Source organism: Dictyobacter vulcani (assembly GCF_008974265.1).
GTDB lineage: Bacteria > Chloroflexota > Ktedonobacteria > Ktedonobacterales > Ktedonobacteraceae > Dictyobacter > Dictyobacter vulcani.
Genome location: NZ_BKZW01000002.1, coordinates 1,071,528 through 1,091,029 on the forward strand (window position 1 = coordinate 1,071,528; position 19,502 = coordinate 1,091,029).

20 protein-coding genes and 1 pseudogene are annotated in these 19,502 nt (G+C 50.3%); 15 read left to right on the top strand and 6 right to left on the bottom strand.

Annotated elements, in window-relative coordinates:
- Positions 1-17: 17 nt before the first annotated feature.
- Positions 18-1,031: a glucose-6-phosphate dehydrogenase (coenzyme-F420) gene (gene fgd / locus KDW_RS21870; RefSeq protein ID WP_151758068.1), complete on the bottom strand. Its 1,014-nt coding sequence runs from the start codon at positions 1,029-1,031 to the stop codon at positions 18-20.
- Positions 1,032-1,479: 448 nt separating this feature from the next.
- On the opposite strand from fgd, the gene KDW_RS21875 reads away from it, so the two are divergent.
- Positions 1,480-2,361 carry an aquaporin gene (locus tag KDW_RS21875; RefSeq protein WP_151758069.1) on the top strand — a complete coding sequence of 294 codons (882 nt, stop codon included), beginning with the start codon at positions 1,480-1,482 and terminating at the stop codon, positions 2,359-2,361.
- Between the two features lie 35 nt (positions 2,362-2,396).
- The gene (locus KDW_RS31935) at positions 2,397-2,534 is read left to right on the top strand and encodes a hypothetical protein (RefSeq protein ID WP_162005496.1); all 138 of its coding nucleotides are present in this window, start codon (positions 2,397-2,399) and stop codon (positions 2,532-2,534) included.
- On the opposite strand, the gene KDW_RS21880 is transcribed toward KDW_RS31935, so the two are convergent.
- The gene (locus tag KDW_RS21880) at positions 2,531-2,752 is read right to left on the bottom strand and encodes an ATP synthase F0 subunit C (protein ID WP_151758070.1); all 222 of its coding nucleotides are present in this window, start codon (positions 2,750-2,752) and stop codon (positions 2,531-2,533) included. The two genes, KDW_RS31935 and KDW_RS21880, sit on opposite strands and share 4 nt — an antisense overlap.
- A gap of 278 nt (positions 2,753-3,030) precedes the next feature.
- Between KDW_RS21880 and KDW_RS21885 the strand changes: the two genes are divergently transcribed.
- The 3 genes from KDW_RS21885 (at position 3,031) to KDW_RS21895 (ending at position 4,120) form a co-directional block, all read left to right on the top strand.
- Entirely contained in the window at positions 3,031-3,321 is a 291-nt protein-coding gene (locus KDW_RS21885) for a response regulator (RefSeq protein WP_151758071.1), read from the top strand.
- A gap of 20 nt (positions 3,322-3,341) precedes the next feature.
- Positions 3,342-3,737 carry a response regulator transcription factor gene (locus KDW_RS21890; RefSeq protein WP_162005497.1) on the top strand — a complete coding sequence of 132 codons (396 nt, stop codon included), beginning with the start codon at positions 3,342-3,344 and terminating at the stop codon, positions 3,735-3,737.
- 116 nt (positions 3,738-3,853) lie between these two features.
- Positions 3,854-4,120, top strand: coding sequence for a hypothetical protein (locus KDW_RS21895; RefSeq protein WP_151758073.1), 267 nt, complete (start codon positions 3,854-3,856; stop codon positions 4,118-4,120).
- A gap of 256 nt (positions 4,121-4,376) precedes the next feature.
- Here the strand turns inward: KDW_RS21895 and KDW_RS21900 are convergent, their stop codons facing one another.
- Positions 4,377-5,441 (bottom strand): lactonase family protein, encoded by a 1,065-nt coding sequence (locus KDW_RS21900; protein ID WP_151758074.1) that lies wholly within the window; start codon positions 5,439-5,441, stop codon positions 4,377-4,379.
- Between the two features lie 274 nt (positions 5,442-5,715).
- Here KDW_RS21900 and KDW_RS21905 point away from each other — a divergent pair, with 274 nt between their 5' ends.
- The 4 genes from KDW_RS21905 (at position 5,716) to KDW_RS21920 (ending at position 10,319) form a co-directional block, all read left to right on the top strand.
- The gene (locus KDW_RS21905; RefSeq protein ID WP_151758075.1) at positions 5,716-6,987 is read left to right on the top strand and encodes an ArgE/DapE family deacylase; all 1,272 of its coding nucleotides are present in this window, start codon (positions 5,716-5,718) and stop codon (positions 6,985-6,987) included.
- Between the two features lie 200 nt (positions 6,988-7,187).
- Positions 7,188-8,432 (top strand): acyl-CoA dehydrogenase family protein, encoded by a 1,245-nt coding sequence (locus KDW_RS21910; RefSeq protein ID WP_151758501.1) that lies wholly within the window; start codon positions 7,188-7,190, stop codon positions 8,430-8,432.
- Position 8,433: 1 nt separating this feature from the next.
- Positions 8,434-9,495, top strand: coding sequence for a phosphotransferase family protein (locus KDW_RS21915; RefSeq protein WP_151758076.1), 1,062 nt, complete (start codon positions 8,434-8,436; stop codon positions 9,493-9,495).
- 110 nt (positions 9,496-9,605) lie between these two features.
- Positions 9,606-10,319: a hypothetical protein gene (locus KDW_RS21920; RefSeq protein ID WP_151758077.1), complete on the top strand. Its 714-nt coding sequence runs from the start codon at positions 9,606-9,608 to the stop codon at positions 10,317-10,319.
- Between the two features lie 55 nt (positions 10,320-10,374).
- Here the strand turns inward: KDW_RS21920 and KDW_RS21925 are convergent.
- Positions 10,375-11,345: pseudogene (locus KDW_RS21925) on the bottom strand (aldo/keto reductase).
- A gap of 233 nt (positions 11,346-11,578) precedes the next feature.
- Between KDW_RS21925 and KDW_RS21930 the strand changes: the two are divergent.
- Positions 11,579-12,490 carry an LLM class flavin-dependent oxidoreductase gene (locus KDW_RS21930; protein ID WP_162005498.1) on the top strand — a complete coding sequence of 304 codons (912 nt, stop codon included), beginning with the start codon at positions 11,579-11,581 and terminating at the stop codon, positions 12,488-12,490.
- 42 nt (positions 12,491-12,532) lie between these two features.
- Here the strand turns inward: KDW_RS21930 and KDW_RS35600 are convergent, their stop codons facing one another.
- Both KDW_RS35600 and KDW_RS21945 read right to left on the bottom strand, forming a co-directional pair.
- Positions 12,533-12,961 (bottom strand): Chromate resistance protein ChrB, encoded by a 429-nt coding sequence (locus KDW_RS35600; protein WP_307767762.1) that lies wholly within the window; start codon positions 12,959-12,961, stop codon positions 12,533-12,535.
- 172 nt (positions 12,962-13,133) lie between these two features.
- On the bottom strand, positions 13,134-14,516 hold the full coding sequence (locus KDW_RS21945) for an amidohydrolase (protein WP_151758081.1): 1,383 nt from the start codon (positions 14,514-14,516) through the stop codon (positions 13,134-13,136).
- A gap of 417 nt (positions 14,517-14,933) precedes the next feature.
- Between KDW_RS21945 and uraD the strand changes: the two genes are divergently transcribed.
- From uraD to KDW_RS21970, 5 genes are all read left to right on the top strand, one after another.
- Positions 14,934-15,458, top strand: coding sequence for a 2-oxo-4-hydroxy-4-carboxy-5-ureidoimidazoline decarboxylase (gene uraD, locus KDW_RS21950; protein WP_233097845.1), 525 nt, complete (start codon positions 14,934-14,936; stop codon positions 15,456-15,458).
- Between the two features lie 66 nt (positions 15,459-15,524).
- A complete protein-coding gene (pucL, locus tag KDW_RS21955) occupies positions 15,525-16,469 on the top strand; it encodes a factor-independent urate hydroxylase (RefSeq protein ID WP_151758082.1) in 945 nt (314 codons plus the stop codon).
- Between the two features lie 19 nt (positions 16,470-16,488).
- Positions 16,489-16,851 carry a hydroxyisourate hydrolase gene (uraH, locus tag KDW_RS21960; protein ID WP_151758083.1) on the top strand — a complete coding sequence of 121 codons (363 nt, stop codon included), beginning with the start codon at positions 16,489-16,491 and terminating at the stop codon, positions 16,849-16,851.
- 2 nt (positions 16,852-16,853) lie between these two features.
- The gene (locus KDW_RS21965; protein ID WP_151758084.1) at positions 16,854-18,101 is read left to right on the top strand and encodes an allantoate amidohydrolase; all 1,248 of its coding nucleotides are present in this window, start codon (positions 16,854-16,856) and stop codon (positions 18,099-18,101) included.
- A 5-nt stretch (positions 18,102-18,106) separates the two neighbouring features.
- Positions 18,107-19,486 (top strand): allantoinase, encoded by a 1,380-nt coding sequence (locus KDW_RS21970; RefSeq protein ID WP_198925418.1) that lies wholly within the window; start codon positions 18,107-18,109, stop codon positions 19,484-19,486.
- The last annotated feature ends 16 nt before the right edge of the window (positions 19,487-19,502 follow it).

The window sequence follows — 19,502 nt, forward strand, 5'->3', positions numbered from 1 at the left end:
GCTCTCTTCGCGAATACTTAGCCCCAGCGGCTACGCAGCCGTGGCAGGATCTGCTTGGAGTACAGTTGCAGGAAGCGGGACTGATCGTCGCCTGGATAATGGAAGATCAGGTGGGTGAAACCGAGTTCGATGTAATGACGAATCTGCTCGACATGTTCCTCTGGATCAGAGGAGACGAGCCAGCGGCGATGCGCCTGATCGGCAACCCCTTCGGCCTTGCGCTCCATTTCACGGGCATCATGGATGTTTACTTTGTCCTCAGCGGGCAGTGCAAGGGCCGCCCAGATGCGTGTATCGGCCAGAGCATGTTCGCGGTCAGTGTCAAATGCGACTTTGATCTCGATGGTGCGCTCGACATCGTCTGGATCTTTATTGGCCGCTTTGGCGCCCTCGGCTACTGCTGGCAGCAGTTTATCACGATACAGCTCATCACCTTTACCAGAGGTGCAGATAAAGCCATCACCGGCGCGACCAGCAAACTTGGCCGCAACAGGTCCGCCAGCACCGATATAGATAGGCACAGGTTGTTTTGGCTTATCATAAATGGTCGCGTTTTTGGTCTTATAATATTGACCATCAAAGTTGACCAGATCTTCAGTCCAGAGTTGTTTGATCAGGGCCACTGATTCGCGCAAGCGTGCCAGGCGCTCTTTAGGCTCCGGGAAATCCGCAGCGGTCACAGCGACCTCGTTCAATGATTCACCAGAACCAATACCGAGGATTACGCGATTGGGATAGAGGACTCCCAGGGTGCCGAAGGCCTGGGCGATAATGGCTGGCTGATAGCGGAACGTAGGTGTCAGAACACTGGTACCCAGCTCGACGCGCTTTGTGCGCTCGCCGACTGCTCCCAACCAGACCAGAGCCTGGGGGGCATGACCATTGGTGTGTCGCCATGGCTGGAAATGATCGCTGATCCAGACACTATCAAAGCCAGCATTTTCAGCCTCAACCGAATAGTCCAACAATGCGCGTGGACCAAACTGTTCCGCTGATGCTTTATATCCAAGTTTTAAGGGATGCTTTCCCATACTATAAATTCCTCTCTACTCTATGCATACTACTGAGGAAACTTTTGTGTCAAAAACTCTTCCACTCGGACTACGAAGGAATAGCTACATCGCGTTTCAAAACTCTTTGTTCTTGAAGCATACCACCTGGAGAAAAATGTCTCAAATTTAGCGTCCTGCTAATTTCAGGGCAAAGATGAGACCCATAAAATCTAGCAACTAGATTACGAGAGAAGTAGCTCTGGATTTATAGTAAAAAAATCTTGAAATTCTCATCGTATCATTTCATTTTTTATATGTATTTTGTAAACGATTTGAACATTTTTTGGTGTTTTTGAATGTTTATTATACTGTAATTATAATGGTATTTTACTCCCTTGCAGGCCGGTTAGATTGGCCTCTGTGGCTCTGTAAGGATAGGTTGAAGTATCTTGTGAACGTAGCAAAAGGAGAAAGAAGGTATTATTTAATGGATGATCGTGTAATTGATAGTTATGTCGAAGATGATTTGGATTCTGTTGAAGATGCACCGGTTGCCGAACGCTTACCTGTATCGAAGCGGCATGGCATCTCACGCAAAGCGATCAGTGCTGTAGTTGCAGAACTTATTGGATGTTTCTTATTTATTTTTATTGGAGCCGGTTCAATTATCGCAAATACCTGGTCGCAAGGCGCTGTAGGGCTGATTGGCATTGCGGCCGCGCATGGATTGGCACTCGGCGTTTTGATTACCATTTTTGGAGTAACCTCTGGTGGCCATTTTAATCCTGCCGTCACAATATCGCTGCTGGTTGCCAGGCGGATTACATTTGTGCTGGCTATCTTCTATGTGCTGGCACAATTGGCTGGCGCCATCCTTGGAGCTTTAATGCTACGGCTCGTGTTTCCTGAACACGTCTGGAAAGCAGCTCTGCTGGGAACTCCGGGTCTTTCAAGTGGAATATCAGTGGGGGCCGGTATCGCGATTGAGGCTCTCTTAGCCTTTTTCTTAATGCTCACTATTTATGGAACGGCCATAGATAGCCGCGCCCCTAAGCTTGGTGGACTGGCCATTGGGCTGGCCCTACTGGCAGATATCCTGGGTGGAGGAGTGCTAACTGGAGGTGCTGTGAATCCTGCCCGCTCCTTTGGTCCCGCCCTGGTCAGTAACATCTGGACGAATCAGTTCATCTATTGGATTGGTCCAATCGTTGGAGCAGTCCTGGCCACCTGTCTCTATGAATACTTGATTTTGCCCCGCTCTGAAGAGGACGCCGACTTCCTTGAGCCAACGGATGATTATGATGATGATGATGATGATGAGAGTGTTGTCCCACAAGAAGTCAAAGAGCGCAACTTTGCTGCCGAATAGACCATAAATCCATTCTTTGTCTCAACGTGATCACGTTGCCCGTAGGTTCGACGCTTGCCGTCGATTGGCTCCTCAATGTGATCACGTTGACGGTAGGTTCGACGCTTGTCGTCGATTGGCTCCTCAACGTGATCACGTTGACGGTAGGTTCGACGCTTGTCGTCGATTATTAATGCAGCAGCAGCAACATGGCGATTAACAGCGAATAGACAGCGATCGTTTCTGCAAAGACCAGTCCGAGCAGGAAATTGGGGCGAATGGCGTTAGCGGCTTCGGGATTACGTCCCAGGGCTTCATAAGCTTTGCCATTGGAGAGTCCCATCGCCAGACCCGCACCGATCGCTCCCAGGCCAATCGCCAGACCAACTGCAAGTGTTTGAAAGTTTAACATAGTGGTTTCCTCCATCTTTCTTTACGAGTCTTTTTCCTCGTTTTGTGTTTTGCGTTTCCTCTATCTATATTCTACTCATGAATAGTTAAAAATCCCATCATCCATCTGGCTGATTTGCCATCCTCCAAACGGACTATGCCTGTTATCATACTTTATTCTATGTTTCCTGCTATATGGCTATCATTCATTTGTCGGATGGTTTTATGCGACTGTTTTTTGTTATAATACTTGTAGAATAATAAAGGATAAAAAGAAGAAAGATCATTTGAGGAAGAGCGATGGAATGTAGCAAGCAAAAAAAGATCCACCTGCTCATTGCGAACAATTCACAGGTTGTGCATGCTGGTGTAAGCAGTATGCTGGCGGGAAATCCAGAGATTGAACTGGTTGCCTTCGCGAACAGTATCCCAGAAACCTTACGCCTGGTTGGTGAGTGCCAGCCAGATGTGTTGTTGATCGATCCGCATATGCCGGGGCAGGACGGATTGCGGGCGATTGAACTAATTCGTGGCGAGTGGCCGCAGGTTGCGATTCTTGTTTTGACTATTCATGAGCCTGGGAGCATCTGAAGCGAATTTTACAGGCCGGAGTGCTGGCTTATCTGACACTTCAGACTGAACGTGCCGTCCTTATTCATGCGATCCATGCGGCGGCCCATGGCTACACGCTGCTCTCGCCTAGTGCCATTGTCCATTTACTGGCCCCCACCAGTCTGCCGCTGAACGAGATACGTCTTCAGGAAGAGACAGCCTCTACTGTGGTGCACGAAGCCGCGGTCTTAACTCAACGGGAGCTAGAAGTACTACATTGTGTGGCCTGTGGCGAGCGCAACAAAGAGATCGCTATCCATCTAGGGATTAGCGAGCCGACCGTGAAATCCCATCTGGCCAGTATCTACTACAAACTGGATGTCGATTCTCGTGCCTCAGCGGTAGCAGTGGCACTGGAACAGGGTTTGCTTTCGCTGCAGAAAAATCCTGCTTAGGTATATGGCTGTGCCTACTTTGCTGGTTCCTCTTGTTGAGAAGGGACTTTTGTAGTATAAGGAGTAAAGAGATTTTATTTTGTTTTAGCCAGATCCTTTTGAAAGAGATATGCATCGTGCAAGATCATCCAAACAGCCAGTTACCTGAAATAGAGCAAGAAGAACTTAGACCAGAGGATGAAGGGGAGGTCGCTGAGGTCTTTCCTACGCGCAAATTAAAACCGCTTACCATGCTCCTCTGGGTGCTTATCGTGCTGGTGGTGATTGGCTTTGCCATCTTTGGCGTCACCACCTTACAACATCATGCGCCTACGCCACCAGACAACACGCAAGGCGCTATCGAACATGCCATTGTTCTGGCTTCCTTGTTGTTTATGCACTAATATTCTATTTTTTACCATAAAAGGCTCGCCTGGCACAATTATGACTGCCAGACGAGCCTTTTATGCGTTTTTCCTATCAGACATGGGATTACACCACCAGGACAACTTTCTCGTGGTGAAGCGAGCATGTCGATAAGGGAACCAATCGGCCGCGAGTGCCGAACTTACCTATATTGGCTATATTTTATGATAGATGATGCAATCTGCGTTTAGTCCTATTTGTGCAGCCATAACGTCTCCTACTAGCATTCTGCTTTTAGTTCAGGACCTTAATACATACTGGATGCTCAATATCAATAACTTCTCCAGTCTCACTCAATTTTCCTGTCTGCTGATCCAGGGCAAACGTCACGAGGTTATTACCATCCTGATTAGCGACCAGCAGGAACTTACCGTCAGGTGTCAGGGTAAAGTTGCGTGGTGTTTTTCCCTGTGTGGAAACATGTTGTAGAGGTGTCAGGAGACCCGTAGAGGAATCCAGAGCAAAGACTGCGATACTATCATGACCGCGATTCGAGCCATACAGGAATTTTCCTGATGGATGGATCAAGATCTCGGCGGCCGTACTCTCGCCCTGATAGCCTTCTGGTAGCGCACTGACGGTTTGAATCTCATTGAGTGTCTGTATTTCTGGCTCATAGCTGAATGCAGTAATTGTTGAGCTCAGTTCGTTAATCACATAAGCATAATTACGCTCAGGATGGAAGACAAAATGTCTGGGACCGGATCCAGCTTTGACGGTGGTTTCTCCCTGGAGTACCAGTTTCTCGGCCTCTAGATCGATTTTATAACTGATAATCTTGTCCTGTCCCAGGTCTGGTACAAAAATGTACTTGCCATCTGGGGCAAGATTGGCCGAATGAGGATGGGCCGCCTCCTGCCTGTCTGGATTGATGCTGTGGCCCTGATGCTGAACATTATAGGTCATTTTTTTGATGCGACCATCTTCATCCAGGGGATAGAGACAGATATTGCCACCTGAATAATTGACCACCACCAGATGGGTGCGCGTGCCATCAAAGGTAAGGTGACAGGGAGCCGTGCCCTCGGTAGATTGCTGATTGAGCAAGGTCAGATCTTTGTTCTGTGGATCAATCGCAAAAGCCGCCACCGCGCCCGGACCCTCCGTAGACTCACTTACCGCATACAGATACTTCTGATTTGGAGTAACGATCAAAAAGGAAGGATTCCCAATGCCAGAGGTGCTACTGATCGGCTTGAGTTTGCCTGTTGTGCGATCAAGTGTATACACATAAATACCTTGATCATCCTTGTCCGCGTAAGAACCGATATACACATACGTAGTATTAGTCGTACTCATCGTAAACTAGTTTCCTCTCCGGTAAAAATACGTCAATAAAAAGTATCTTTTGCGGTCGCCGTGTGAATGAAGAATTGATCGTGTTCGTGTTGCGCTCCAATAAAGTAATCCTTCATGTTTATATTACCATTATGGCATGAAATGCAGGGTGAGCATAACTCAATTTTTCCTTGACGCCTTAAAAAATGAATGCTACTTTATAAACATAAAAATAGCTATATAGGCATTTTGTCATAGTAATGTGCTTGTATTTCTTGTAGAAAGAGGCGCACCAATGGCATTGACAGGCATTGAGCAGAGCGTACTGGCAGCATTGGATGAGCAAGGATTGATCCAGAGTCTTCGTGCTTTTCTGCGTATTCCCAGTATTACGGGCCAGGAAATTGAGGCACAGCGCTGGTTGGGACAGCGGATGCAGGAAATAGATTTAGCCGTAGATCTCTGGACGATAGATGTTCCAGCCCTTCAACAACATCCTGCGTTTCCTGGAATGGAGGTTGAGCGTAGCCAGCAGGAGGCTCTGGGACTGGTTGGGACATGGCAAGGTCGTGGGGAACCTGGTAAGCGCCTGATTTTTAATGGACATCTGGATGTTGTGCCGGTGGGTGATCGCACTCAGTGGTCACATGATCCCTGGGGGGCTGAGTTGGATGATGAGATTATTTATGGACGCGGCGCCTGTGATATGAAGGGTGGTTTGATGGCTGCCTTATATGCCATCAAAGCGATAAAAGATGCCGGTGTTTCACTGCCTGGCTCGCTGGCAATCCAGAGTGTTATTGGTGAGGAGGATGGGGGACTCGGCACCTTTGCCACCCTGTTGCGTGGACATACCGGCGATGCCGCGATTGTGTGTGAGCCGACCAATCTTAAACTGGTGCCAGCCCATGCTGGAGCCCTGACGTTTCTGGTCCACGTCACTGGTAAATCCGCCCACGCCTGCGCACGCCTGGAAGGAGTCAGTGCGATAGAGAAATATGTAGCCATTCATCGTGCGTTGCTCCAACTTGAGCATGAGCGCAATAGTAACGTGACACATCCACTGCTTGGTAAATTAAAACTCCCATATCCATTAAGCATTGGTCGTGTCCAGGCTGGCAACTGGTCATCCTCGGTGCCTGACGAATTAATTTTTGAGGGACGCATCGGTGTAGCCATGGGAGAGCGTTGCCAGGTTGTACGTGAGCAGTTTGAGCAGACCCTGAACAATTTATGTCAGGCCGACGACTGGCTGAAAGATCATCCGCTCGAAATTGTCTGGACTGGTGGACAGTTTGAAAGCGGCGAAATTCCGTTGGACCATCCTCTGGTCCAATGCAGTGGCAAATGTCTCCAGGACCTGACGGGGCAGTTTCCTGCTATTGAAGGATTGACGGCTGGCACCGATTTACGTCAGCTAGTCAACTTTAGCAACATTCCCGCGCTCCTCCTGGGACCTGGCGATGTCCGGGTGGCGCATATGCCTGATGAATCCGTGCGTGTGTCAGATGTTTTGCAGGCGGCCCGCGCGTATATCCTGATAGCCATGCGCTATTTACAGCAGTAAAAAAAAGTGATCAACCGGGCGGAAAAAGAGATTTCGTTTGATATTCTTTGCTGCCAGTCATACAATGAGATGCATGCTGTGTCGATTCAGAGGCCACTGGCGCAACTTGCCGTTTCTTTGTTGAAGCTGCTAGCATACAAATATTCTACTATTTACAAAGGAGTAAAGCTGTGATTGATTTTAGTCTTTCTCCATCACTTATGGACCTGAAGGAGCGTACAGCCGCGTTTGTGCGTGAGTATGTTATTCCTGAGGAGCGTTATCTGGATGAGCATACTGGTTTTCCTGCTGAGAAGTTAAAAGAGCTACGGCGTCAGGCCCGGGCGGCTGGTTTGTTTGCCCCACATGTCGAGGAAGAATGGGGTGGTATGGGCCTGAATATGCGCGAGATGAGCATTGTCTTTGAAGAGGCAGGCCATAGTCTGTTGGGGCCGCTGGCCCTGAACTGCTCTGCTCCTGATGAAGGCAATATGCATCTACTGGAGATGGTCGCGACGCAGGCGCAGAAAGAGCGCTATCTGCGCCCGCTGGTCGAAGGTGAGATCCGTTCCTGCTTTGCGATGACCGAGCCTCCTCCCGGCGCTGGCACTGATCCATCACTCCTGCGTACCTCTGCGGTTCGCCGTGGTTCTGACTGGGTGATCAATGGCGATAAATGGTATATCACGGGTGCCGAAGGGGCAGGCTTTGCGATTTGTATGGCCAGGACAGAGGATGGTCAGGGACAGGATAGTCGTCAGCCGCGCGCCAGTATGTTTTTAGTTGACATGGATAATCCAGGTTTCCAGATCGTCCGGAAGATTCCTTCACTGGATGCTGATTTCGCGGGTGGTCATTGCGAAATTGCGATCCGTGATTGTGTGGTCCCGGAGGAGGCTGTTCTTGGTGCTGTTGGTGAAGGCTTTAAATATGCCCAGGTGCGCCTGGCACCGGCTCGCCTGACCCATTGTATGCGCTGGTTGGGCGTTGCACAGCGTTCTCTTGATATCGCGGCCCAGTATGCCAATACGCGCGAGAGCTTTGGCCAGTCCCTGGGCAAGCATCAGATGGTCGCCGAGATGATTGCAGATTCCGCCACCGAGATCCACGCGGCCCGCCTGATGATCTGGCACGCTGCCTGGGTACTGGATACTGGCGGCAACGCTAAATATGAGACCTCGATGACCAAAACCTATGTGGCAGAGACCGTCAATCGCGTCGTGGATCGCGCGCTACAGATTTGTGGCTCGCACGGTATTTCTATGGATCTGCCGCTGGCCACATTTTATCGCAGTGTGCGGGCCTTCCGTATTTATGATGGTCCCTCTGAAATCCACCGCACAGTGATTGCGCGTCAGGTGTTGAAATCTGCTGCTCAGGTTGCGCAGACCGAAGGCTTTGTGCCCGAAGGTGCGGCCACCAGGCCTGAAACAACTGAAGCGGCGCGGCGTGGGGAGGGCCTGTAAGATGAGTAACGATATGGAACGTCGCCTGGTGGATAGTGTCGCGCTGCAAGCATATCTGGCTCAGCATCTCCCCGCGGTTGATAAAGATACCGCATTGCAGATTGAGCGTATTCGGGGTGGACACTCCAATGAGACCTTTTTTATCACTTCTGGCTCTGAGCAGTTTGTCCTGCGCCGTCCGCCATATGGACCCCTGCTACCAACCGCCCATGACGTGGGACGTGAGTACCGCATCTTGAAGGCGCTGACTGACACTTCTGTTCCAGTGCCGAGTCCTCTGCTGTATTGTGAGGACATCCAGGTCATCGGAGCCCCATTTTACTTGATGGAACGTATCCCCGGCCTTGCGATTCGTGATACCCTGCCGTCAGCTTTTGAGCAGGATATTCAGGCCCGCACGGGTATCGGTGAAGCCTTGATCGATGCCCTGGTAGAACTGCATAAGGTTGATTGGCAGCAAGCAGGCTTAGAGGGATTTGGCAAGCCCCAGGGATACCTGGCGCGCCAGTTGCGACGTTGGACCGGACAATTGGAGGCCTCACGCAGCCGGCCCATTCCGGATTTAGATGCGGTAACTGTCTGGTTGCAGGAACATCTACCGGAGAGCCAGGTGTCTACGATTGTGCATGGCGATTACCGCCTGGACAACGCTTTGCTGGCTCCGGAACCGCCTGCGCGGGTGCTGGCGATTGTCGATTGGGAAATGTCTACCTTAGGGGATCCGCTGGCCGACCTGGGCTATCTGCTCTCCTTCTGGCGCGAAGCCGACGATCCCCCATTTTCCCTGGACGCATCCTGGCAGATCACCGGTCTGCCTGGCTTCTCTAGCCGTGCGGACCTGGTCCAGCGCTACATCGAACGCACCGGGCGTAAAGTAGAGCACCTGGACTTCTATATCGCACTCGCCATCTGGAAGCTAGCTGTCCTGCTCGAAGGTAGTTATAAGCGCTACCTCGCCGGAACCACCGATGACCCCTTCTTTCCCGTCCTGGAAAAAGGTGTCCCTGCCCTTGCCAAACGAGCCCTATCAGTCTGCCACGGCGAAATGAAATTTCTACCTTGAATACTTCAGAGAGATGCATTATATGTATGCTATGCATCTCTCTTTTTGCTTTATTCACACAATGTCTGTCTTTGATTTGTTATGCTAGTTAACATAAAGAGCAATTAAGTATGTATGAAAAAATGCTTGAGCGGATTTTTCAATCGACTGATTGGCCTCCAGATGAAACAATCCTGCAGTTGTTTCGTCAGAAGCCAAATGAAACTGTACCGTTATTGCTAAGAGCTATTGAAGAGAGTGATAAAGTTGATGGCGCAACCGCTATCGATATGCTTGGAATGATTGGTTATCCCGAGAATCAAGCAGCTATCCCTACTATGGTTGGTTTTTTTTGTGCTGATATTAATGACCCTCGCTATCTGAGCACGTGCGATGCCTTATTTCAAATGGAGCCGGATGTGACAGTACCTCATATCATTCGAGCACTTTTAGACAAAGGTGCACCATATCACATTGTGAGGAATATAAATGAAACCAGCTGGGCTGAAGATGTTGCGGGTATTTGTTGGACAATATCTGCTCGGACTGATGTGGTAGATCAAGCATACGCACTCCGATGTTGTCCTGCTGTCAATGCTCTTCTTCTTCAAGCTGATCCTGCCAGGGCTACTGATTTCTTTCTTTCTGCATTGCTCTCTGTGATTGAGCGAGCAGGGGAGACAGTTGATTATGTCATACCATCTTTGATTGAGCTTATCAAACGAGATCCAGAAAATAAGATAAAGAAACGAGCCCGGCAGATCCTTACCACGTTTAAGCCTGAAACTTTAGGAGATTATACACTCCTTATCAATCAGGACAAGTCGGAAAGAACGAACATATGAGCAGATTTCCCAGCGCTGCCGGTACGCCGGTGGGCTGCTGCAATACAATATGGGATCAGGCGTAGAAGTTGCGGATCCAGCGATGGCGTTTGAGTTTTTTGACCTGGTCGGCTGGTAGCCCTTTGCCGTCTCCTATGGTGGTGTTGCGTTCGACGTTGCGTACGGAGCGCATGCCTGGGATGATGGTTGAGACTGCTGGCTGGCTCAGGATGTAGCGCAAAGCTACCTCGGGCAGCTGGTCTGTGGATATGCCGAGGTCTGCGGTTAGCTTGCGTACATGGTTATAGACATCGGTTTTACGTGTGCCATGGAAGTAGTGATCGCGGAAATCGTTGGGATCAAAGGTGCTATCCGGCGTGATTTTGCCAGTCAGGCCGCCTTCATCAAGTGGCACGCGCACGATGACGCCGATATTATGTTTCTGGCAGGCTGGCAGCAGCTTGTCCTCAGGACTTTGATCAAAGACGTTATAAATGACCTGCACTGTATCGACTAAACCTGTTTCAATGAGGCGGAGTGCATTATCAGGTTGATGATCATTGATCGAAATGCCAAAGAAGCGAATCTTGCCCTGTTCTTTTAATTGTTGAATGGCTTCCTGCCAGTCTCCCTGACCTACCCAATCGTCATTCCAGACATGGAATTGCAGGATATCCAGTGTATCTGTGCCCAGGTTGTGCAGGCTTTTCTCGGCGCACTCAATGACATGTGCCTTTGGAAACGTCTCTGACGCGGCTACGTCGGGACGCGCGGGCCACTGTCCATTTTTAGGGGGGACCTTGGTTGAGACATAGATACGATGGTCAGCATTCTTGCGCACAATCTGGCCAACCAGTTCTTCACTATGTCCATCACCATAGCCAGTGCTGTATCGATAAAATTCAAGCCCAGATCGATGGCCTTCTGAAGAGCTTTGAGAGATTCTTCATCATTTGCCCCGACCCATCCGGTCTGGCCGATTCCCCAGGCACCATAGCCGATCTCTGAGACCTGAAGCCCTGTCCTACCTAGTGTTCTATAATGCATAATTCTCTACCTGCTTTCATTCACTCTAGATACATTACCTGATGCCCATTCTACAAATTGCTTAGTGCTGGAAGCAAGCACAGCCATACATCCATATTGACTCTCTATGATGCATTTATTGATCTCTTCCAGGAAGATGAACAAAGTATAAAGAGAGATCGCTATCAAGTATTGTATCCATCGTGATCGTCTCTCCCGTATTGATGAAAGAAGGCAGAGCGAAGGGGGATTTTATGGCTCAGGTTGAATTTGGCTGGTCTATGCCAGCAGGCAATGGCGCGATAGATCGGGAAGCGTATCGGAGGGCAATTACGAAAGGTCTGGAGATTATTCCGGGCGCTTTTGATTCTGCCTGGTTGTCTGATCATTTGCAGTCTGGCAGTGATGATGTGTTAGAAAGCTGGACCGCTTTGACATACCTGGCGGCCAGACATCCCGAACTAAAGTTTGGACATATTGTCCTCTGTCAACTTTTCCGTAATCCGGCTCTGCTGGCCAAAATGGCGGCCACCTTTCAATATATGAGCCGGGGACAGTTGATCCTGGGCATGGGGGCTGGCTGGAATGAGGCAGAATGTCAGGCGTATAATATTGATTTTCCGCCAGCCGGGGCACGTGTTGAGGAGCTGGAAGAGGCGTTGGTGATCATCAAGACGCTCTGGCAGCAGGATGATGTAACCTTTCTTGGTAAACACCATCAAGTAAAGCACGCCTACTGTCGACCCAGGCCCACGCCGGTTCCTCCTGTGATGGTGGCCGGTTCGCGGCCCAAAATGTTACAGCTTACAGCTCGCTATGCCGATTGGTGGAATGTGATGGGCGCGGATCTAGATGCGGTCAAACAGCATATCACCAATTGCGAGCGGGCCTGTGCTGAAGTTGGCCGTAATCCGGCCACCCTACGCCGCACGCTGCATGCGACCTGCCTGTGTGCTCCCAGGGAATCTATTGTGCATGAGTTGACTGCTAGCAGCAAAGCTGGTGCCGTTCACGAATTTATTGGCACGCCTAAACAAGTAATTGATCAGATGCGTCCATTTATTGATATCGGAATCGACTACTTTATACTTTATTGTGAAGGCTTCCCCAATTTAATTACCCTGGAAACACTGGCCAACGATGTGATTCCACACCTGAGTCATTGATAAATATTCTCATCGAGACCAGTGGCTTATATACACACGCATTCAAGCTTCTTTTTCTGATCTGATTTCGGTGCCAGTTAAAGGTGAGGCTGGATCATTATATGTATAGATTGCGATGGCGAATTCGTATAATGCCTGACTGCACTGAGCATAAATAGCCTGGGTCGCTTCTGTCTCTGTCGAAGGAAAAAAGTCGCGCTCCTGAATTTTGGGGAGCCAGGTGGTTAAGCGCTGTAGTGCTCGCTCGCTGGCTTCTAAATCCGCGAACAGCCAGGACTGAGCCAGGATATGTTGTTCAATCTGCATGAGGAAGCCCTGGCATTGTTGCCGGAAAATGTGATACTCCTGGCGCACCTGTGCTTGAAATTGCTCGATGAGCTGTTGGGTCGTATCTCTATTTCCGGCACGCGAAATGAAAAAGTAGGCGTGCCCCCATGGTGCTCGATATCGTGAATTATACTCACAATAAATTGTTCAAATTCCACTGTATAGGGAAGCATCCATAGATTATGTTGTGTTTGTAGCGCTCCTTTGCCGGATAAGCGGCGGATCAGCGACATACGTAGTTTATTGGCGGCCAGTGGTATTTGTACTATAAATACCAGCCACTCTTCTTGTTGACGTTCCATATTGACTTTCTAGTTTAACGGATGGGCCATCTGGATTTGAGCTGAATGCCAGCGCGGCGATAGACTATTTGTGCGTGTTTATTCGCCTGCGCCATGACCTCTTCTTCCTTCATCGTGACCAATTCTCCTTGTCGCACGACAATCTTGCCATCCACGAGCACGGTATCCACTTCACCACCCGTGGCTGCATAGACCAGGGTTGAAACTGGATTCGGTGAGGGCGTGGTGTGCAGGCGTTGAAAGTCGATCAGGACCAGATCGGCCTTTTTTCCAGCTTCTAATGAGCCAATCTCGTGTTCAAGGCCCAATGCTCTGGCGCCATTGATGGTGGCCATCTCCAGCACTGTTTCTGCGGGTACGATCTGTGGATCCAGACTGACGGCTTTGTGGATAATGGCGGCAAGTTTCATTTCCCTGATCATATCATAATCATTGTTGCTGGGACCACCATCGCAGCCGAGGGCCACATTCACTCCTTGAGCGAGCAGTTGCGGAACTTTACAGACGCCGGATGCCAGTTTGCTGTTTGAGGATGGGTTATGAGACACATGTGTTCCAGTCTCAACCAGTTTCGCGATATCATTATCGTTAAGCCAGACCATATGCACCATCACTGACCGTGGCCCGAGCAGTCCGACGCTATCAGCATAGAGAACGGGCGAGAGGCCAAATTTTTCCTGCATAAACACCTTGTCGGCCTCGACTTCGGCCAGATGCATGGTGATGCCCATATTTCTCTGCCGGGCCAGTTCACTCATCTCGCGGTATAATTCCGAACTCACTCCGCCTGGAGTACGTGGTCCAAACCAGACATGGATGCGGTCATTGGCTGCGCCTTCCCACTTACTATGCATGTCCAGTACACCCAGCAGACTGGTTTCACGACTTTCAATCATGCCGGGATGCATAGAATTTTCCTGGGTGGCATATGTTCCTATATCCATGACAATGCCAGCCAGGCAGGCTCGAATACCACTCTCCTGGACCGCGCGTGCGATGCCATCGAAGCCGTAGCGGTGAGCCAGCATGGATTCCAGAAAAGTCGTCGTGCCTGATTTCAGCATCTCACCGATGCACAGACGAGCACTGACATATCCATCATCTTCAGTATAGTTGCCCTGCAATACCCAGACCCGATCGCATAGCCAGTGGATCAATTCCATATCGTCTGCGCACCCACGGATCAAAGCCTGCGCCAGATGCACATGGGTATCAATTAAACCTGGAATAATGAGCTTACCGGTGGCATCGAGTTGTTCTTCTGTTGGATAGCGCGTCGCCAGGACAGCAGTTTTATCTATCTCAACAATGCGATTGTCCCTGATTGCGATGGCGCCATCCTCAATGATCTCGCGCCGGGCGTTCATAGTCAGAATTGTGGCATGTGTGATAAGCATTGTTTACTCCTGTTTAAGCCTGCTAGAAAGACAGTATTCTTAGCCACGCTAAGGCCAGGTGTGTCTGATGAGGGGGACCTGTTCAACATCTACATCTACCCTACCTCCTGGATGTGAAGAGATTGTTACATCTATTCTAACATATGATGATGTTAAAATGCCAGATATGAAAAAATAAATATGTGTATCTTATACACTTGACGGACCTATATTGTCTGGATATACTATACACATTGCTAAATGATTGCAATAAATTAGAAAACATTTTGCATTTTCTACTATAACTCTTCATTGTTCAAATCGCTTATCATCGTGCCGGGCTGCTTTTACCGCTGTCTGGGTCTGTCCCTGCTCATTACAACCTTGTGGTTGTTGCTACCGTCGAAGCCTGCTACACATTTCGTATAAAGGATATTCATGACGACGGGACACAGCTTTACGTTATCAGCAATGAATGCCCTGGATCAGTCTGGCTTTGTTCAGGCCCTGGGCCCGGTGTTTGAAGGGCCTCCCTGGATTGTAGCTGAGGCCTGGTCTGCACGTCCATTTACTTCAGTTGATCAGCTGCATGCCTCCTTGTGTGCTGTCATGTATGCGGCATCTGAGGAGCAGCAAGTCAGCCTGCTTCGATCTCATCCCGACCTGGTTGGACGCGCAGCACTGGCAGGAACCCTCTCACCGTCCTCTACCAGCGAGCAAGCTGCAGCCGGTCTCGACCATCTTACCCCCACGGAAATTGAGCTTTTTACCCGCTTAAACCAGACCTACCGCACGCGTTTTGGTTTTCCATTCGTGATTTGTGCGCGCGAGAATAAAAAGGAAAGTATCCTGACTGGTTTTGAGCAACGCCTGCAAAATTCGCGCAGCCAGGAGATTACCCTTGCTCTGGGTGAGGTGGCGAAAATAGTTGCCTTGCGTCTGCATGATCTGCTGGATGTATAAACTTGCTGCATATTCTGTATGGGCCAGTAACTGGCCTGTGCTGATTAGATAAAAGGTAGAACACTTATGAACGCTGAGTTTTCTTTCTCTACCAGTTACGGGAAACTGCGCATTCCTGTGTACCGTGTCTACGCTTCTCCCCTCCGAGGCGTAACGCCTATTTCTGAGTCCCAGTTTGTACGCCGCGAGAATATTTTGTTTGCCTATGAAGTCGACGTTGAGGTGCTCGGAGAGAATTTTTTGCCTGCTTACACGCATGGGGATAATACGAACGTGGTAGCAACCGATAGTATGAAGAATTTTGTGCTGCGGCAGGCTTTGGCGTTTGAAGGTTCGACCCTGGAAGAGTTCTTGCATGTTCTGGGACAGCGCTTCCTTTCCACGTATGCGCAAATGGAGCGCATCCGCCTGAGCGCGCGCGAACTTGCATTTGCGCAGGTAGCCGTACCCGAACAAGGAGTCGGTATTTTTGTCGAGAGCCATCTGCTCTTTCGCCGCTCCCATAGTGATTATGCGGTTGCGATGCTGTCCTTTGAGCGCGACCAGGATGGCGCTGTGGTGGTGGCCGACCATCGTTGTGGGCATGTTGGCATGGAACTTTTTAAGGTCACAGGCAGCTCCTTCTCACATTTTGTGCGCGATCAATACACAACCTTGCCGGAACGTATAGACCGCCCGTTATTTGTTTTTCTGGATGCCTATTGGAAGTATCAGGATAGCGCCACCCTCCTGGATCCTGAACATACTCAGTATGTGCCAGCCGAGCAGGTCTGCGATCTGTTGCAGGTGGTCTTTCATGAGTTTGTCAGTGAATCGATCCAGCACCTGGTTCATGAGATGGGGAATCGCCTGCTCGCACGTTTTCCGCAACTGGCGGAGGTTTCCTTTGAGGCGCAGAATCGTACCCGTGATCAGATTGCGGCCTCAACAAACGATGAGCGGGTGAAGGTTTATAGTGATCCTTTCTCTGCCTATGGCGTGATCAGACTGACAATCAGCCGGCAAGGCTAGATAGGAAGGGGAAGGGATCATGGCTGGCCGTCTGACAACACATGTATTGGATACCATGCGAGGCTGTCCTGCTGCAGATATTCCTATTCAGTTATGGCGACTGGATACCGAAGGTAGCGGACGTACCCTGCTAAAAGTTACGCGTACCAATAGTGATGGACGTACGCCAGAAGCATTACTGGAAGGACATCAACTGCTAGTGGGACGCTATGAATTACTTTTCGTAGTTGGACCATATTTTATTGCTCAAGGGATTCCCGCACTTGATCCATTATTTCTGGATGAAGTGCCGATTCGTTTTGGCATTGCTGACTCCATGGCCCACTATCATATTCCACTTCTGATCTCTCCCTGGGCATATAGCACCTATCGAGGGAGTTAGTCATGACAACACTTGATGGGCTGGCACGCGCTGTCATGGAGCGCTGTGATACGCTGGCGTGCTATAGCGAAGATACAGACTGTCTGACCCGGCGCTTTGCGAGCTTGCCTATGCGTCAGGTTAATCAAGTTGTGGCGGATTGGATGAGCGCAGCAGGCATGACCGTCACGCATGATTGTGTGGGTAACCTGATCGGTCGCTATGAGGGCGAAAAAGGCGCTGCCAGGACGATGGTTTTTGGCTCGCATCTGGATACCGTGCGGGCGGCGGGCAAATACGATGGTATCCTCGGCGTGCTGGTGCCGCTGGCCTGCATTGAACATTTACATGAGCAGGGGCGCCGCCTGCCCTTCGCCATCGAACTGATCGGTTTTGCGGACGAAGAGGGCTTGCGCTACCACACGGCCTATCTGGGGAGCCGGGCGGTTACCGGCACCTTTGATCCCGCGGTCTTGCAGTTTACCGACGATACTGGCATCTCAATGTCGGAAGCGCTTCGTCTTTTCGGCGGCCAGCCTGATCCAGTATTACTGCAAACCCCACGCTGGCAACGTGATGAACTGCTTGGCTATTGTGAAGTACATATCGAGCAAGGACCAGTACTGGAGGCACAGAATCTTCCTGTCGGTGTGGTCTCTGCTATTTCTGGACAGCGCCGCTATATGGTGAATTTTCTTGGTGAGGCCGGTCACGCCGGGACAGTGCCCATGCCGATGCGCCATGATGCCTTGTGTGCGGTAGCTGAATATATTCTATCTGTAGAGGATTTCGCCCGTGAGACGACCGGTTTAGTGGCAACTATTGGCAAGCTTCAGGTGCATCCAGGCGCCAGTAATGTGATTCCTGGTCAAGTATTGGTGAGTCTGGATGCGCGGCACCAGGAGGATGCAGTTTTGGAGCAAGCCTGTACCGCCCTCTACGATAAAGCGATACGTATCAGTCAGGATCGAGGCGTTGCAGTCGATTGGCAACTGATTCAGGAAGATTCAACGATCTTTTGTGCACCCTGGCTCTCTACACTTCTGGCTCAATCAATTGAAGATGAACAACTTGCGGCCTATTCATTAGCCAGCGGAGCCGGTCATGATGCGGTGGCATTAAGTACTTTGACCGATATTTCGATGCTTTTTGTGCGTTGTAAAGGTGGGATCAGTCATCACGCAGACGAATCTATCAGGTTGGACGACGTGGAGGTTGCTATTCGCGTCATCAATCGTTTCCTGGATCATTTATGTAGTATGGGAAGGTGAGGATCATGAAGATGTACGATCTTGTTATCCGTGGCGGCACAGTAGTGACCGCGAGTGGTACCGAGCAAGCGGATCTGGCGATTGTTGATGATCAGATTGTGGCGATTGCGCCTGAGGTAAGTGGGAGTGCGAAGGCTGTGATTGATGCACATCTATTGCATTTATTGCCAGGTGTGATTGATGCGCATGTCCATTTCAATGAGCCGGGCCGTACCGCCTGGGAAGGTTTTGTCTCGGGCTCACGCGCTCTGGCTGCCGGCGGCACGACAACCTTTTTTGATATGCCCTTAAATGCTCATCCCCCGACACTTGATGCCGCCAGCTTTGCGGCTAAATTAGCGGCAGCCAGGGCGTCCTCATATGTTGATTTTGGCCTGTGGGGTGGCCTGGTTCCTGGTAATCTGCAGCAATTGGATGAACTGGCAGCGTGTGGTGTGGTTGGTTTTAAAGCCTTTATGAGTAATAGCGGCATTGATGATTTCCAGGCTGTGGATGATGCCACGCTTTATTGGGGTATGGAGCGAGCGGCCAACCTGGGCAAGATTGTGGCAGTGCATGCGGAGAATGATCAGTTGACGAGCTCAATGGCGCAACAGGCACAGGCGGCGGGCAGGACGGAGGTGCGAGATTATCTGGCATCCCGACCGGTGGTGGCCGAGTTAGAAGCGATCGAACGAGCAATCTTGTTTGCTCAGGAGACTGGCTGTGCTTTACATATTGTTCATGTCAGTAGCGGACGTGGCGTCAGGCTGGTGGCCGGCGCGCGCGCGCGTGGTGTGGATGTAAGTTGTGAGACCTGTCCTCACTACCTGGTGCTGACCGAGGAAGACATGGAAGATCTGGGTGCCCTGGCCAAATGCGCGCCGCCGCTGCGCTCACAGACCGAGCTGGAAGCGCTCTGGCAGCATCTTTTTGCGGGTACGCTTCCGATGGTGGCTTCAGACCATTCGCCAGCGCCGCCACATATGAAGACAAGTGCCGATTTCTTTCAAATATGGGGTGGTATCTCTGGTTGCCAGTCTTTGTTAGCGTTGTTGTTGACCGAAGGCTATCATCAACGGCACCTATCCCTCCAGACCATCGTCTCAGCCACTTCTGCATATGTTGCGCGGCGTTTTCAGCTTCCTGCTCGTAAAGGACGGTTGGAAGTTGGTGCGGATGCCGATCTGTCACTGGTGGCATTAACCGAGCCCTATCAATTACAGGAAAGCGACCTGTTTTATCAGCATCCTTATAGCCCGTATCTTGGTTTTGAACTGCGCGGCAAAATTGTGCGCACCCTGGTGCGTGGCCGCACGGTTTTCCTGGATGGAGAAATTGTGGGTATGCCTGCAGGTCAATTTTTGCCTTCTTTTCCGCTCACGCCGAGCGGTCAGGTATCTTAGTAAGTAGAGGGGAATG